Here is a 15422-nt window from a genome sequence, read left to right as displayed (position 1 = left end):
TCCCTCGCTTCCTTGTACGTGCGGCCCGGCCCACCTAGTCCTGCGCCTTTCCGCTGGTCACCCGGGCCAGCATCAGGGCGACGAGGATGATTCCTCCGTAGATGGCCTGGATCCACTGCGCCGAGACGCCGGCCAGCGTGAGGATGTTGTTGATCAGGCCGAGCACCAGCACGCCAGAGAGCGCGCCGAACAACGTGCCCTTGCCGCCGTCGAGGCTGACCCCGCCGATGACCGCCGCGGCGAACACCGTGAAGATCATGCCGTCGCCCTGGGCGGCCGACACCGAGCCGAGCCGGCCGGTCATCAGCAGCCCCGAAAGGGCCGCGAGCAACCCGCCGATCATGAACACCACCCAGACCACCCGGTCGGTACGTACGCCCGCCGCGCGGGCCGCGTCGACGTTGCCGCCGATGGCGTAGATCGACCGGCCGTGCCGGAAATATCCGAGGGTGACGATGCCGGCGAGGTAGGCGACCCCGCAGATCCAGATCGACGCCGGAAGCCCGAGCCAGCGCGCGTTGCCGAGGTACAGGAACGATTCGGGCAGCGCGAACAGGTTCTGCCCGCCGGTGAAACCGATCTGCAGGCCGCGCAGCACGATCAGCATGCCCAGCGTCACGATGAACGCCGACAGCTTGAACCGCAGGATCAGCAGCCCGTTGAAGGCGCCGATGAGCACGCCGATCAGCAGGCAGATCGGGATCCCGAGCGCGGCCGGCCAGTCGGTGCCGAGGCCGTTGGAGGCCGCCGGGATGACCAGCCCGACGCCCAGCGCGGGGGCGAGCCCCACGGTGGACTCCAGTGACAGGTCGAACTTACCGGCGATGAGGATCATCGCTTCCGCCAGCACCAGCAGGGACAGCTCGGTCTGCTGCTGGAGCACGTTGGTGAGGTTGTCGCCGCTGAGGAACGCCGGTTCGAGCAGCGCGCCTACGACCATCAGAACCAGGATGGCGGGAACGAGCGCGAGGTCGCGGAACCGCGCGAGCCGCACCACGGGCGGTCCCGAACGCGTCTTGCCCGCAGAGCCGGGGGGTCCGCCCGGTGTGCCGGGTGAGGCCACGGTCGTTTCAGTCATCGTGCGTCGACACCTTCCATGACCGCCACGAGCTCGGCGTCGGCCCAGCCCCGTGGCACTTCCTTGACCACCCGGCCGTGGAACATCACCACGACCCTGTCGCAGATGCGCAGGTCGTCCAGCTCGTCGGAGACCAGCACGGCTCCCGCGCCCCGTTCTGCGGCGTCCTCGACGGCGCCGAGCAGCGCCTGCTTCGCCCGCACGTCCACCCCCGAGGTCGGGTTGATCACGACGAGCGCCGTCGGGTCGTCCGCGAGCGCGCGCGCCATGACCACCTTCTGCGCGTTCCCCCCGGAGAGATCCCCGACGGGCTGGGACGGGCCGGTGGTCTTGATGGCCAGCTCGTCGATCATCCGCTCGGCCCTCGCCCGCCGCGCGGCCGGGGAGACCGCTCCGAACCGTCCCAGCTTGTGGGCGATCGGAAGGGTCGCGTTCTCGGCGATGGAGAGCAACGGCACGAAGCCCTCCTTATGACGGTCCTCGGGGACGAACCCGAGCCCCGCGCGCAGCGCCGAGGTGACGTCCCCGGGGCGGGGACGGCCCCCGTTGATCGTCACCTGACCGCTGTCGGCGGCCTGCAGGCCGACCAGCGTCTCCGCCAGGCCGATCTTGCCGCTGCTGCCCGAGCCGGCGAGCCCGACGATCTCCCCTGCGCGGACGGTGAGGTCCACGTCCTGGTAGCGCCCGGCCAGCGACAGCTTCTCCGCGCTGAGCACGACCTTCGCCCTGGCGTCGGCCGTACGGGCGCGGGCCTGGTAGCCGGCGGCGGCCTCCCCTGTCATGGCCGCGACCAGCTCGTCATGCGGAAGCTCGCCGACGGCGCTGGTGAGGATGTGCCGGGCGTCGCGGAAGACCGTGACCGACTGGCACACCTCGTACACCTCCTCCAGGTGGTGCGAGATGAACATCATCGTCACGCCCTGGGCCCGCAATGCCCGCATCCGGTCGAAGAGCCGCTCGATGGCCGGGCCGTCGAGCCGCGCGGTCGGCTCGTCCAGGATGATGAACCGCGCGCCGAACGACAGCGCACGGGCGATCTCCAGGAGCTGGCGCTGCTCGACGTCGAGGTCGCCCGCGAGGCGGCCGGCGTCGACGTCCACGCCGTACTGGTCGAGCAGGTCGCGGGCGCGGGCCCGCAGCGAGCGCCAGTTGATCGGGCCGTGGGCCGCCTGGCGGTTGAGGAAGAGGTTCTCCGCGACGGTGAGCGTGGGGATGATCGTGGACTTCTGGTAGACGCAGGCGACCTGCCCGCGCCAGCCGTCACGGTCCGCGATGCCGGGGGCGGGGCCGCCCTGGAAGAGCACCTCGCCCTGGTCGGGACGCTGGAGGCCGGTGAGGATCGAGACCAGCGTCGACTTGCCGGCCCCGTTCCGGCCGACCAGCGCGTGGGTCTCGCCCTGTCCGATGACGATCCCCACGTCGTCGAGTGCCGTCGTCGGCCCGAAGCGCTTGGTGACGCTCCGGGCCTCCACGGCCGGGGTGGTGGATTCCGGCATCACTTGACCTGGTTGCCCCAGAGGTTGCGGTCGTCGACGTTGTCCTTGGTGACCAGCGGCGCGGGGAGCTGGTCCTCCAGCCGGCCGCCGCCCACGTCGACGATCGTGCTGTCGTGGTCGGTCTTCCCGGGAGCGAAGGCCTTGCCCTCAAGCGCCGCCTTGGCGTACGAGAGCGCCCACTTGGCGTACAGGTCGGCGGGCTGGGACACCGTGGCGTCGATCTCGCCGTCCCGGATGGCCTGGAACTCCTGCGGGATGCCGTCGTTGGAGACGATGAAGATGTGCTTGGGGTCGGTCGGCGGCACCAGGAGGTTCTTGGACTTCAGCAGTTGCAGGGTCGGGGCGAGGAACACGCCGCCGGCCTGCATGTAGATGCCGTTGATGTCGGGGTGCTGGGTGAGGCGGGTCTGCAACGCGGCCGAGGCCTTGGTGCCCTCCCACTCGGTCGGCTCGGCGAAGACCGTGATGCCCGGGTAGTTCGCCTTCATGCACTCGGCGAACGCCTCCGAGCGGTCACGGCCGTTGACCGACGCCAGCGACCCCTGGAACTCGACGACCTTGCCCTTGCCCTTCAACTGCTCACCGAGGAACTTGCAGGCCTTCTCGCCGTACGCCCGGTTGTCGGCGCGGACCACCATGAAGGTCTCGCCCTTGTCGGGCCGGGTGTCCACGGTGACGACCGGGATCTTCTTGCTCGCGAGCTGGTCGAGCGTGGTGGCGATCGCCCCGGTGTCCTGCGGGGCCATGACGATGGCCTTCGCGCCCTGGCTCACCAGCGCCTGGGTGTTGGACACCAGCTTGGACACGTCGTTCTGGGAGTTGGTGGGCGGCATCAGGTCCATGCCGAGCTCGCTCGCCAGCTTGGGGACGTACTTGTTGTAGGAGTTCCAGAAGTCCGAGTCGGCGCGGGGGAAGTCGACGCCGACCTTGCCACCGGTGGCGGCGGAACCGGCCCCGGCGGAGGCCGAGGGGGTCGCCGAGCCGGTGGACCCGCATGCCGACAGCGTCATGGTGACCGCGAAAAGAGCCACGCACGTGGCCGACGATCGTATTTTCACTTGTCGCCTCTATTCAACGGGAGTTGGGGGGGCGGGACGCTCCTGAGAGCGGCCCGGGTCTGTCTCATCTGTTGAGCCGCCGGTCGGGTCTCCGGCGCCAGGGGCTTGATGAACCCTAGGACTTCGGGCGGGGGCGTAGCCCGTGCATGCCGCCGTCGACGGCCAGCACGGTGCCTGTCGTACCGCTCGCGAGGGGGCTCGCCAGGTACGCGATCGCGGCGGCCACCTCCTCGGCGCTCACGAGCCGCCCCATGGGCTGGCGCCGCTCCAGCGCCCGGCGTTCGGCGTCGGGATCCGGCGCGGCGGCGAGCAGTCGCTGCACCCACGGAGTGTCGGCGGTGCCCGGGTTGACGCAGTTGACCCGGATGCCCTCCACGAGGTGGTCGGTCGCCATGGCCAGCGTGAGCGACAGGATGGCGCCCTTGGACGCGCTGTAGAGCGCCCGGTTGGGCAGACCGGCGGTGGCCGCGATCGAGCAGGTGTTGACCACGGACGCGTGGGCGGACTCCCGCAGGTACGGCAGCGCCGCCCGCGTCACCCGGACGATGCCGAGGAGGTTCACGTCGAGGACGCGGAACCACTCCTCGTCGGGGTTCTGCTCGATCGTGCCCGCCGCGCCGATTCCGGCGTTGTTGACCAGGATGTCGATGCCGCCCAGGCGCTCCGCCGCGCCGGCGACCGCCGCGCGCACCCCGGCGTCGTCGGTGACGTCTGCCTTGACGCCGAAGAAGGGATCGCCCGGCGGGTTGACGTCCAGGCATGCCACCCGGGCACCCCGGTCGGCGAGCAGGGTCGCCGTCGCGAGGCCGATGCCGGAACCGCCGCCGGTGACCAGCGCGGTGAGTCCGCCGAACTCACTCATCTGACTTCTCCATCTCTTCCTCCGGCACTTTCTCCGGCCTCACGCCGACTCCAGAGCGCCGCTCTCCGCGACGGCCCAGACGGGCCCCTCGGGGAACGTGTAGTCGGCGATCGACTGCGGGCGAATCGTGGCACTGAAACCGGGTGCCAGGGGAGCCCTGTAGCGGCCGTTCTCGATCACGACGGGGTCGACGAAGTGCTCGTGCAGGTGGTCGACGAACTCGATCACCCGGTTCTCCAGACTGCCGCTGACCGCCACGTAGTCGAACATCGCCAGGTGCTGCACCAGCTCGCAGAGGCCGACGCCTCCGGCGTGCGGGCAGACGGGCATCCCGAACTTGGCCGCGAGCAGCAGGATCGCGACGTTCTCGTTCACACCGCCCACCCGGGCGGAGTCGAGCTGGACGATCGAGAGCGAGCCGGCCTGCAGCATCTGCTTGAAGACCACACGGTTCTGGACGTGCTCGCCGGTGGCCACCTTGATCGGCGCGAGCGCCCGCGCGATCGTGGCGTGGCCGAGGACGTCGTCGGGGCTCGTCGGCTCCTCGACCCAGTACGGGTCGAACTCCTTGAGCGCGTTGACCCAGGTGATGGCCGAGCCGACGTCCCAGCGCTGGTTGGCGTCGATCGCGATGCGGAACCGGGGCCCGCAGACCTCGCGGGCGATGCGCATCCGCCGCCTGTCGTCCTCCAGATCGGCTCCGACCTTCAGCTTGATCTGGGTGAACCCCTGTTCGAGCGCCTCCTTGCACAGGCGGCGCAGCTTGTCGTCGTCGTACCCGAGCCAGCCCGGCGAGGTGGTGTAGGCGGCGTAGCCCTCGGCCTTGAGGCGGCTGATCCGCTCCTGCCGTCCGGGCTCGGCTCTCTGGAGGATGCCGAGCGCCTCTTCGGGGGTCAGCGCGTCGCTGAGGTAGCGGAAGTCGACCAGGGAGACGAGGTCCTCGGGGGACATCTCGCCCAGGAGCAGCCACAGGGGCTTGCCCTCGATCTTGGCCTTGGCGTCCCATAGCGCGTTGACGACCGCGGAGATCGCCATGTGCATGACGCCCTTCTCCGGGCCGAGCCAGCGGAGCTGGGAGTCGTACACCATCTCCTTGTAGAGCGCGCCGAGGTCGTCGAGCCGCCTGCCCACCACGAACGGCGCGAGGGCCCTGATCGCCGTGGTCTCGATGTCGTTGCCCCGGCCGATGGTGAACGCGAACCCGTGCCCCTCGACGCCGGTGTCGGTCCGCAGGACCACGTACGCGGCGGAGTAGTCGGGGTCGGGGTTCATCGCGTCGGAGCCGTCGAGCTGCCTTGAGGTGGGAAACCGGATGTCGTGGGTGTCCAGCGCGACGATCAGGGGGCCGCTCATGCCTGTCCCACGATCTGGCGCTGCCGTCCGAGGCCGTCGATCTCCAGCTCCATCACGTCGCCGCTCCTGAGGTAGGGCTGGCCGGGCATCCCGAGCGCCACACCGGCGGGCGTGCCGGTGTTGATCACGTCGCCGGGCTCCAGGACCATGAACCGGCTCAGGTAGCGCACGACCTCCGCCACGCCGAAGATCATGTTCTTGGTGCCGCCGTCCTGCCGGACCTCGCCGTTGACCATGAGCCGGAGCCCAAGGTTCTGCGGGTCGGGCACCTCGTCGGCGGTGACGAGCCAGGGCCCGAGCGGGTTGAAGGTCTCGCACGACTTGCCCTTGTCCCACTGGCCGCCGCGCTCAAGCTGGAACTCCCGCTCGGAGACGTCGTTGGAGATGGCGTACCCGGCGACGCAGTCGAGCGCCGCCTCCTGGGAGTCGAGGTAACGCGCGGTCTTCCCTATGACCACCGCGAGCTCGACCTCCCAGTCGGTCTTCACACTGCCACGCGGGATGAGGACCTCGTCGTTCGGCCCCACGATGGTGTTGGGGGCCTTCATGAAGATGATCGGCTCGGCGGGGATGGCCGCTCCGGTCTCCTCGGCGTGGTCGCGGTAGTTGAGGCCGACGCAGACGATCTTCCCCGGCCGCGCGACCGGCGCCCCGATGCGTCCTCCGAGCGCACCGGAGGCCGTGTCCACGCGGAGGAGCGGCAGCTCGTTCCTCCGCAACGCGTTCGCGACGCGCGCCGCCTGCCCCGAAGCGAAGAAGGCCCCGTCGAGGTCGGCTTCCTGGCCGAGCAGGCTTCGCAGGTCACGCGGATATCCGGTGTCGTCCAGGACCGCGGGACGCTCCTCTCCGGGTGGTCCGACTCGCAGTAGCTTCACGCGTCTCCTTCAATTCATCGGATGTCTTGAGAGAGAAGACTACGCGGAGATGGCCCAGCGTCAAGTACTTCGAGGTCAGGCGGCCTTATTCATCCGATCCCTATTTTCATTTCCGTACAATGTCCACTACGTCCGCACGGTGATGGGACGGACACTTTCCGCTGATCGGCGCGGCAGGCGCACCAGTGGCGGTCGCGCGACTTGACGTGCCCGCACACCCGTAATAGAACACGTTTCAGAAAACTGGTTCGGCCAAGCGCTTGATCGAAACCTCAGGTGGTCATATGGAAATCAACCTCGTCGACCAGGATCACTACGCGAGGGACGGTGTCCCGCACGAGCAGTTGAAGTGGCTGCGGGCCAACGATCCCGTCTTCTGGCACGAGGGGGATCCCCAGCTCGACTGGCCCGGGTTCTGGGCGGTCACCAAGCACGAGGACGTCGTCCACGTCTCCCGCAACTCCGAGCTCTTCTCCTCCAGCAAGAAGCTGGCCCTGTTCAACGAGATGCCCGAGGAGCAGCGCGAGCTCCAGCGGATGATGATGCTCAACCAGGATCCCCCCGACCACACCCGCAGGCGTTCGCTGGTCAACCGGGGCTTCACGCCGCGCCAGATGGGCGCCCTGGAGGAGCACATCCGCGAGATCTGCCACAACCTGATCGACGAGGCCACGGCCAAGGGCACGGTCGACTTCGTCACCGACGTGGCCGCGCCCCTCCCCCTGTACGTGATCTGCGAGCTGCTCGGGGCCCCCGTCGAGGACCGCAACAAGATCTTCGAGTGGTCGAACCGGATGATCGGGAGCGAGGACCCGGACTACGCCGGCACTCCCGAGGAAGGCGCGATGGCGGCCGGGGAGGTCTACGCGTACGCCAACCAGCTCGCCGCGCAGCGCCGCGAGCAGCCGCGCGACGACATCGTCACCAGGCTGCTCCAGCCCGCGGACAACGGCGAGGTGCTCAGCGAGGACGAGTTCGACCTGTTCGTGCTGCTCCTGGTCGTAGCGGGCAACGAGACCACGCGCAACGCGGCCTCCGGCGGCATGCTCACTCTCTTCGAGAACCCCGCGCAGTGGGAGCGGCTGGTACGCGACCCCTCGCTCGCGCGCACGGCCGCCGACGAGATCGTCCGGTGGGTGTCCCCGGTCAACCTCTTCCGGCGTACGGCGACCCGCGACACGACCATCAAGGACAAGCAGATCAAGGAAGGCGACAAGATCGTCGTCTTCTACTCCTCGGCCAACCGGGACGAGGACGTGTTCGCCGCGCCGACGAGCTTCGACATCGGCCGCGATCCCAACCCGCACATCGGGTTCGGGGGCGGCGGCGCCCACTTCTGCCTGGGCAACCACCTGGCCAAGCTGGAGCTTCGGGTGCTGTTCGAGGTCGTCGCCCAGCGCCTGCCCAACCTGCGCCAGGCCGGGGAGGCCAAGCGGCTGCGGTCGAACTTCATCAACGGCATCAAGACCCTCCCCGTGGAGGTCTGACCCACGTCGCCAGGCGCCGCCCGGGACGGGTCTCCTTCGAGCCCGCCGGATTAGGCGTCGCCCGGCGGCGTACTCCTCACGTCGTACGGGACATGAGGCCGCACGACGGACGACCTGGCGGGCCGTTTCGGCCAGCATCGCGGTAAACCACCCGATCGATGGAGGTATACCGTGCGCAGGGTCTATGCCGTCCTTGCCGGCCTCATGCTTTTCGCCGTCGTGGCGCAGTTCTACTTCGCCGCCGTCGGCGCGTTCGACAAACCACAGGAGGACGGTTCCTACGCCCTGCACGGCATGACCGGCATGATCATCCCGGTCATCTCGCTGCTCGCCACCGTGGCCGCCGCCGTGGCCCGGGCCCCCGGCCGGCTGATCGGCCTCACCGTCCTCCCGCTCGGCCTGGTCGTGGTCCAGGTGCTGATCATCGCCGTCGGCGGACTGCTGGACGACAGCGCGGGCAACACGAGCCCGGGAAGCCTTGCCATCCTCGGGCTGCACGCGATCAACGGGCTCGCCGTCATGGCCGTGTCCGGCATGGTGTTCCGTCAGGCCCGCCTCTTCTCCAAGGGAGTGGCGGCGGCTCCCGGCGAGACCGCGCGCGTGCGATGACGGTCGCGGGGCTGATCGCGCTCGACCTCGTCGCCGGAGTGGCCGTTACGGTGGCCTGGCTCGGCTCGGGCGCGGCGGCCGCCGCCCGGCGCGCCGGGCTCGCCCTGGCGCTCTTCGGCGTCGCCGTGGCGGCGTCACTGGCCCGGGTGGGGGTCGCCCTCGCGCTGGCCCCCGCCGGATGGTGGTTCGTCCAGGAGAAGTTCACGCTCACGCTGCCGCTGCTGGTCGCCACCCTGCTCGCCGCGAGCGTCCTCGCCGCGCCGCGCCTGGTCACGGCCGTACGCGGGCGGGGAGGGTCGCCGGCGGACGCGGCGGTCGTGGTGCCGTTGCTGGGGGCGGGGTACGCGGCGGTGGCGGGGCCGGCGGTCACGCTGCTGGTGGGGTACCCGGCGACGTGGAGCACCGGTCTGGTGACCGTGGCGCTGGTCGTGGGGGCCGTGCTGGTGACGTGGCGGGCCGTCTCGGCGTCCGTCCCCGGGCTCCGGGTCACCGCCGCCGTGGCGCTCGCGACGGGCCTGGCCGGCGCGGGCCTGGCGTTCGTACCCGCCGAGGCCACCGACACCGGCGGCGGCCCCCAGGCGGCCATGGAACTCCACGCCACGCGAGCCCACGCCGCCAAGGCTCATTCCACCGAGGCCCACAGCGCCATGGGAACCGGTGCTTCCAGCGCTTCCGGCAGCGGCCACGCGGGCGGCGGTCAGCCGGTGACCGCGCTGCGCGGGCCGTCCACCCCGGCGGCGGGCGGGGAGGTGCGCCGGTTCACGCTGACCGCCCGCACCGCGACCGTCACCCTGTCCTCCGGGCGCGAGGTCGCTGCCTGGACCTTCGACGGCCGTGTGCCCGGGCCGCCGGTCACCGCGTCCGAGGGCGACCTCATCGAGGTACGGCTGCGCAACGCCGACATCACCTCGGGCGTCACCCTGCACTGGCACGGCTACGACGTGCCCTCGGGCGAGGACGGGGTCCCCGGCCTGACGCAGGACGCCGTCCTGCCCGGGCAGGAGTTCCTGTACCGGTTCCGCGCGAACCAGGTGGGGACGTACTGGTACCACACGCACGAGGTCTCGGACCGTGGGGTCAAGATGGGCCTCTACGGGATGCTCGTCGTCACGCCCCGCGAGACTTCCAAGGAGGGGGCCGACCTCACCCTCCCCGTACACACGTTCGCGGGAAAGCTCACGCTCGGGGACCACGACCAGCCGTTCGAGCGACCGGTGGCGCCCGGCACGCCCGTACGGCTGCGCCTGGTCAACACCGACAACACCCCGCACCAGTTCACCCTGAGCGGCACGCCGTACAAGGTGGCGGCGATCGACGGCAGGGGCCTGAACGGGCCGGGCGAGCTGAGCCGGACGACGCTGCGCCTGCCCGCCGGCGGACGCTACGACCTCGTGTTCCCCATGCCCTCCGCTGGGGCGCTGCTGCGCGCCGACGACCGCGCGAACAGCCTGCGCCTCACCCCGGACGGCGGTGCCGCGCCTCCAGGTCCGTCCGCCACCGAGGACACCTCCGGTTGGCCCGAGTTCGACCCGCTGTCGTACGGCACACCCGCCGCCACGCCGTTCGGCGCGGGAAGCCGCTTCGACCGCCGCTTCACGCTCGTGCTCGACCAGGGGCTGGCCATCATGGGCGGGCGACCGGCGTACGCGCACACGGTGAACGGCCACGCGTTCCCGTCCATCCCCACCCAGCTCGTGCGGGAAGGCGACCTGGTCCGTGTCACGGTCGTCAACCGGGGGCGCGAGACCCATCCCTGGCACCTGCACGGCCACACGGTGCTGGTGCTCTCCCGTGACGGCCACGCGCCGACGGGCGGCCCCCTGCTGCTGGACACCTTCGACGTACGGCCCGGCGAGGTCTGGGAAGTGGCGTTCCGCGCGAGCAACCCCGGCATGTGGATGAACCACTGCCACAACCTCAGCCACGCCGACCAGGGCATGGCCCTGCATCTGGCCTACGAGGGCGTCACCACCCCGTTCCACGGCGCCCACGGCGGCTGAGCCCAGGGTGCCGTCCTAGTGATCAACAAGCCGCCAACCAGTAGTGGCCTCTAGCTTCTCTGTGGTCCCGCGCGTTCGCGGCGGCATCGCGGGAGCGGATCCAGATCCATGTGCGTCAGAGGGAGGAAGAGCGGATGGCTGCGGAAGTTACCGCGATGGCGTTCGGGCAGGCCGGGTTCCTGGTCGTGGCGCGCGAGGACGGGCGGATCGAGTCCTGGGACATCGGATCCCCCAGCGCGGTGCGCGTGGTGCGCGACGGCTCCGATGACCCGGTGCTGGACCTGGTGGCCGACGGCCCGCGGATCCTGGGGGTGTCGGCGCGGCGTGTCATCGCCTGGAACGCGGCCATGGAGGTCGAGGCCGACCATGTGCTCGACCATCCCGCGCACTTCGTCACGGTGACGGCGCGCGAGGTGTGGCTGGCGGGCGACTCGCACGTCGCCCGTCTCGACCGCGAGCTGAAAGAGGCGATATGGATGCCGATCGCCGAGGGGCAGAGCACCGACTTCGACGTCCACCCCTCGGGGCGGCGTCTCGTTGTGGTCAAGGACCGCGTCCGCGTCCGTGTCCACGACGCCCGCACCGGCACTGAACTCCACGCCTGGGGGCGCAGCGTCAAAGACGGTGTCCGGCAGGTGTCGGTGCGCTTCGCCGACAAGCCCGATCACCTGTGGGAGGCCGACAACGCGGCCTGGCGGCTGCGGCGCGTCTCGGCGAAGAGCGGGCGGCAGACCAAAGGCCCAGATCGCCGGAAACTGGCCAGCTCATGGGCGGGCCCGCTGGCGCTCAGCCCGGACCGCGGGCATCTGGCGGTGCTGCAGACCGGCTGCGACGTTCAGCTCTGGGACCTGGAGGCCGATGCCCCCGTCTTCTACGTGGAACCGGTGGCAGACCGTTCCCAGGACAAGGTGCTGGCCTCGCTCAGTCGCGTCCCGGCCTTCGCCTCCGCGGGCCCCGGGGTCCTCAGGCGGACGGGCAGCCGCCGCCAGCCCGACCGCGACGCGGCGGTGACCGCCCTCGCGGTCGCCGAACGGGGCGCCATGGTGGCCCTCGGCGGACGCGACGGCGTCGTGCACCGCTGCGACACCGCGACCGGAGCGATCGAGCGCCTGGGCGAGCCCCGCCTCCTGGCGCCTCCGCGAGGCGTGACGTTCACCCGCTGGGCCGAAGGCGTCGTACACGGCGTCCGCGACGGCGAGCACTGGATCGTCCGCGAGGGCACACTCGCCAAGCTCGACTTCGAGCGGCCGGACCGGATACGGGGGGTGGCCCTGCAGGACTTCCCCAACCTCCACAGAACTTTCCATGGAGAAGAGTCGCTGTTCTTCCGCGGCGACCTCGTCTGGTACAGGCGGCACGAACTGCGTGCCTGGGAGGTCGCGACAGGACGACTCGTGTGGCACACAGTGCCCCCGGGACTGCCAGAGATCGCAGCCGACACCGCCTACATAATCGACAGGTTCTCCGGGTTCTCCGATCCCCTGCCTAGCTTTCCTCTGCGGCGAATCGACCTGAACACCCGCGAGATGACGGGCCCCCGGCGCTTTACGATCGACGGGGCATCCATCAACCTGAGAGGCGCCCCGAGCGCTGATTGGGCGACAATCCGCGCGATCGGGCCGCACATCGTGCTGACGACCCGCTCCCAGCCGGAACGGGCGTTCCTGATCGATCCCGAGCGCTGCATCCTGCTCCACGAACTGCCCACTATCGAATGGGACCCACATGACGGCCGCCACGTGCTGCACCAGATCCGCGGCGGCTACGCGGTGATCGACCTGGAGAACCCGGCCGCCCCGCCGAGGATCCATCGCTTCCCCGACCCGATCGGCTCCGTCCGCTGGCATCGGGAGATCGGGGATGACCGCGTCATCGGGTGGGACCGCGGCGCGCGGCGCGTCGTCGTCGCCCGCACGAGCGGCGAACTCCTCGGCCACTTCGCCGGCCACGGCGCGGAGGTAGACGCCTTCTTCGTCTCGCCCGACGAGCGCACCCTCCTGTCGGTCGACCACGCCGGCTTCGTCCGGACCTGGCGCCTGGACGAGTAGAGCCGCGCGGGGGGCCCATGCGGCGTGAAAGTTTCGCGACGCGTCCGAGCCGGCGCCATCACTCGGTGGGCGACCGCTTGCCACCGATATAGGGCTATATCAGGATTTGCCCGTGATGGAACGTATGCCACCTCACGAGCCCGCCCAGGCCGATGCCCTCGGCCAAGGGCCCGGCCGGCACCCGACCGGCGAGACCGGCGCCGCCACGGCCACCACCACGGCCCTCGCCCACGACACCGAACCGGACCCGCTCCAGGAGGAACCGGCGTTATCCCCAGAGGAGCCGGAACAGGCCCGAGGAAGCACGGCGCAGGCGGAACCGGTGTCGTCCCCGGATGGGGACGACACAGGGCGGTGGTGGACGCCGCGGTTCCTCACCGACGCCGCCGACCGGCGGGCGCTGCTCATCTGGTTCCTGTCGCACATCGGGGTCCTCATCTACACGTACCTGGCCGGCCCCGGCCGTACGACGGACCCCTTCGTCAACCGGCTCACCCGCTGGGACGCCGAGAACTTCATCGCCATCGCCGACTACGGCTACGACGGCCCCCCGGGCATGCAGGACAGCGCCAAGCTGCCCGCGTTCTTCCCCGGCATGGCGCTGCTGATCAGGCTCCTGCGGCCGATCGTGCACGACGGCCGTATCGCGACGCTGCTCATCTCCCTGGTGGCCAGCGCGGTCGTCGCGGTGGCGCTGTCGCGGCTCGCCGAGTCGTACGCGCCGGGCAGCGGCAAGTTCGCCGTGGCCGCCCTGTTCCTCAGCCCCTTCGGGGTCTTCCTCTTCTCCGGGTACTCCGAGGCGCTGTTCCTGGCCCTGGCGCTCTCGGCGTGGCTGCTCGCCCGCAGGGGCCGCTGGGATGACGCCGCCTTGTGCGCCACGGGCGCCGTCACGGTGCGCGTCTCGGGCCTGTTCCTGGTGCTCGGCATCCTCGTCATGTTCCTGGTGGCCGAGAACGGCCGTAAGGCGCCCGGAGGCTGGCGCGTGCTGCCCTGGCTGGCTCTGCCCGGCGTTCCGATGGTGCTGTACGTCACCTACCAATGGACCCGCACGGGCGACTGGCTGGCCTACAACACCGTCCAGGACCAGTTCTGGGGACGGCACACCGTCTGGCCGTGGGAGGCGTTCCTCAACACCTGGAACATGTCGGACGACGTCCCCACGCTGACCACTTCCTACTACGAGGAGATCATCTCGGCCGCGGTGCTGCTCGCCCTGGCCGTCTGCCTGGCGATACGCCGCAATTGGCCCGAACTGGCCTACATCGCCCCCCAGGTGCTGTCGTTCCTCACCCTGTCGTCGTTCTACCTGTCGATCGGCCGCGGATCGCTGACCTGGTTCCCGCTGTGGGTGGCCATCGGCGTCGCCGGCGTCAGGCGACCATGGGTCTGGTACACGAGCATGGCCATCATGATCCCCGTCATGGCCATCAACGTCGGCAACTTCACCACAGGCGCCTGGATCGGCTGACCACGCGTCCTGAGGACGTCAGGACCAGGAGGTGTCCTGTTCGGGGTCGTTGCCTTCGGACAGGAGGCGGAGGTCGGACTCGACCATCATGGCGACGAGTTGCTCGAAGGTCACGGCCGGTTCCCAGCCGAGCTGGACGCGGGCCTTCTTGGGGTCGGCGCACAGGAGGTCGACCTCGGCGGGGCGGTGCAGGGCCTGGTCGCCGACCACGTACTGCTCCCAGTCGAGCCCGGCCGCCTGGAACGCGGCGACGACCAGCTCGCGCACGGACTGCGTGTGACCGGTGCCGATGACGTAGTCCTCCGGTGTCGCGGCCTGGAGCATCAGGCGCATGGCCTGGACGTAGTCGCCGGCGTAGCCCCAGTCGCGGCGGGCTTCGAGGTTGCCCAGCCGCAGCTCGGAGGCGAGGCCCAGCTTGATCCTCGCGACGCCCAGCGTCACCTTGCGGGTGACGAACTCGGCGCCGCGCCGGGGCGACTCGTGGTTGAACAGGATGCCGGAGACCGCGAACATCCCGTAGGACTCGCGGTAGTTCTGGGTGAGGAAGTGCCCGTACGCCTTGGCGACGCCGTACGGCGAGCGCGGGTGGAACGGCGTGCGCTCGTTCTGGGGCGTCTCGCGCACCTGGCCGAACATCTCCGAGGACGAAGCCTGATAAAAGCGGATCTGGCCGGAAGCGGAGGCCCGGGAGGAGGTGATCCCGGAGCAGACCCTGATCGCCTCCAGCATGCGCAGCACGCCCATGCCGGTCACCTCGGCCGTCAGCTCGGCCTGCTCCCACGACATGGGCACGAACGAGATGGCGCCCAGGTTGTAGACCTCGTCGGGCTGAACGCGTTCCACGGCCGAGATCAGCGATCCCTGGTCGAGCAGGTCGCCTCGGACGAGCTGCACGTCCTGGAGCAGCTTGCGAACGCGCGAGACCCGGGGGTTGGCCTGCCCGCGCACCAGACCCCAGACGTCGTATCCCTGGTCGAGCAGGTGCTCGGCGAGGTAGGAGCCGTCCTGCCCGGTGATGCCAGTGATCAGCGCACGCCTGGCCAACGGGTCCTCCTTGTTCTTCGGGATCAGCGGCTTGTACTGCTTCG

At 70.1% G+C, this 15422-nt stretch carries 12 protein-coding genes; 5 read left to right on the top strand and 7 right to left on the bottom strand.

What is annotated here, in order from left to right; translation table 11 throughout:
* Positions 1–34: 34 nt before the first annotated feature.
* The 6 genes from ACGFIV_RS22230 to ACGFIV_RS22205 all read right to left on the bottom strand — a co-directional run bounded on the left by ACGFIV_RS22230 (position 35) and on the right by ACGFIV_RS22205 (position 6722).
* Positions 35–1078, bottom strand: coding sequence for an ABC transporter permease (locus ACGFIV_RS22230; protein WP_358547963.1), 1044 nt, complete (start codon positions 1076–1078; stop codon positions 35–37).
* Positions 1075–2574 (bottom strand): sugar ABC transporter ATP-binding protein, encoded by a 1500-nt coding sequence (locus tag ACGFIV_RS22225; RefSeq protein WP_358547960.1) that lies wholly within the window; start codon positions 2572–2574, stop codon positions 1075–1077. The genes ACGFIV_RS22230 and ACGFIV_RS22225 overlap by 4 nt, the downstream gene beginning before the upstream one ends.
* The gene (locus tag ACGFIV_RS22220; RefSeq protein ID WP_358547957.1) at positions 2574–3605 is read right to left on the bottom strand and encodes a sugar ABC transporter substrate-binding protein; all 1032 of its coding nucleotides are present in this window, start codon (positions 3603–3605) and stop codon (positions 2574–2576) included. The genes ACGFIV_RS22225 and ACGFIV_RS22220 overlap by 1 nt, the downstream gene beginning before the upstream one ends.
* 142 nt (positions 3606–3747) lie before the next feature.
* Positions 3748–4494 carry an SDR family oxidoreductase gene (locus ACGFIV_RS22215; RefSeq protein ID WP_358547954.1) on the bottom strand — a complete coding sequence of 249 codons (747 nt, stop codon included), beginning with the start codon at positions 4492–4494 and terminating at the stop codon, positions 3748–3750.
* 39 nt (positions 4495–4533) lie between these two features.
* On the bottom strand, positions 4534–5847 hold the full coding sequence (locus ACGFIV_RS22210) for an L-fuconate dehydratase (protein WP_358547951.1): 1314 nt from the start codon (positions 5845–5847) through the stop codon (positions 4534–4536).
* A complete protein-coding gene (locus ACGFIV_RS22205) occupies positions 5844–6722 on the bottom strand; it encodes a fumarylacetoacetate hydrolase family protein (protein WP_358547948.1) in 879 nt (292 codons plus the stop codon). The genes ACGFIV_RS22210 and ACGFIV_RS22205 overlap by 4 nt, the downstream gene beginning before the upstream one ends.
* 284 nt (positions 6723–7006) lie before the next feature.
* On the opposite strand from ACGFIV_RS22205, the gene ACGFIV_RS22200 reads away from it, so the two are divergent.
* The 5 genes from ACGFIV_RS22200 to ACGFIV_RS22180 all read left to right on the top strand — a co-directional run bounded on the left by ACGFIV_RS22200 (position 7007) and on the right by ACGFIV_RS22180 (position 14334).
* Positions 7007–8209: a cytochrome P450 gene (locus ACGFIV_RS22200; protein ID WP_358547945.1), complete on the top strand. Its 1203-nt coding sequence runs from the start codon at positions 7007–7009 to the stop codon at positions 8207–8209.
* 171 nt (positions 8210–8380) lie between these two features.
* A complete protein-coding gene (locus ACGFIV_RS22195) occupies positions 8381–8818 on the top strand; it encodes a DUF6220 domain-containing protein (protein WP_392837379.1) in 438 nt (145 codons plus the stop codon).
* Positions 8815–10818: a multicopper oxidase family protein gene (locus ACGFIV_RS22190; protein ID WP_392837377.1), complete on the top strand. Its 2004-nt coding sequence runs from the start codon at positions 8815–8817 to the stop codon at positions 10816–10818. The genes ACGFIV_RS22195 and ACGFIV_RS22190 overlap by 4 nt, the downstream gene beginning before the upstream one ends.
* 134 nt (positions 10819–10952) lie before the next feature.
* On the top strand, positions 10953–12866 hold the full coding sequence (locus ACGFIV_RS22185) for a hypothetical protein (RefSeq protein WP_392837375.1): 1914 nt from the start codon (positions 10953–10955) through the stop codon (positions 12864–12866).
* Positions 12867–12990: 124 nt separating this feature from the next.
* Positions 12991–14334, top strand: a complete 1344-nt coding sequence (locus ACGFIV_RS22180; protein WP_358549899.1) for a mannosyltransferase family protein — start codon at positions 12991–12993, stop codon at positions 14332–14334.
* Positions 14335–14352: 18 nt separating this feature from the next.
* On the opposite strand, the gene ACGFIV_RS22175 is transcribed toward ACGFIV_RS22180, so the two are convergent.
* Positions 14353–15378, bottom strand: a complete 1026-nt coding sequence (locus ACGFIV_RS22175; RefSeq protein WP_358549901.1) for a GDP-mannose 4,6-dehydratase — start codon at positions 15376–15378, stop codon at positions 14353–14355.
* Positions 15379–15422: the final 44 nt, after the last annotated feature.

The organism is Sphaerisporangium sp. NPDC049003, assembly GCF_043197795.1.
Classification (GTDB): domain Bacteria; phylum Actinomycetota; class Actinomycetes; order Streptosporangiales; family Streptosporangiaceae; genus Sphaerisporangium.
The sequence above is the reverse complement of the archived record's forward strand: the minus strand, read 5'-3'. Positions and strand labels throughout refer to the sequence as shown.

What these genes read in the sequence shown, in the direction of transcription:
- ACGFIV_RS22210 (WP_358547951.1), bottom strand. Translation starts at nt 5,847, where the DNA reads ATGAGCGGCCCCCTGATCGTCGCGCTGGACACCCACGACATCCGGTTT.
- ACGFIV_RS22185 (WP_392837375.1), top strand. Translation starts at nt 10,953, where the DNA reads ATGGCTGCGGAAGTTACCGCGATGGCGTTCGGGCAGGCCGGGTTCCTG.
- ACGFIV_RS22225 (WP_358547960.1), bottom strand. Translation starts at nt 2,574, where the DNA reads ATGCCGGAATCCACCACCCCGGCCGTGGAGGCCCGGAGCGTCACCAAG.
- ACGFIV_RS22200 (WP_358547945.1), top strand. Translation starts at nt 7,007, where the DNA reads ATGGAAATCAACCTCGTCGACCAGGATCACTACGCGAGGGACGGTGTC.
- ACGFIV_RS22190 (WP_392837377.1), top strand. Translation starts at nt 8,815, where the DNA reads ATGACGGTCGCGGGGCTGATCGCGCTCGACCTCGTCGCCGGAGTGGCC.
- ACGFIV_RS22215 (WP_358547954.1), bottom strand. Translation starts at nt 4,494, where the DNA reads ATGAGTGAGTTCGGCGGACTCACCGCGCTGGTCACCGGCGGCGGTTCC.
- ACGFIV_RS22230 (WP_358547963.1), bottom strand. Translation starts at nt 1,078, where the DNA reads ATGACTGAAACGACCGTGGCCTCACCCGGCACACCGGGCGGACCCCCC.
- ACGFIV_RS22180 (WP_358549899.1), top strand. Translation starts at nt 12,991, where the DNA reads ATGCCACCTCACGAGCCCGCCCAGGCCGATGCCCTCGGCCAAGGGCCC.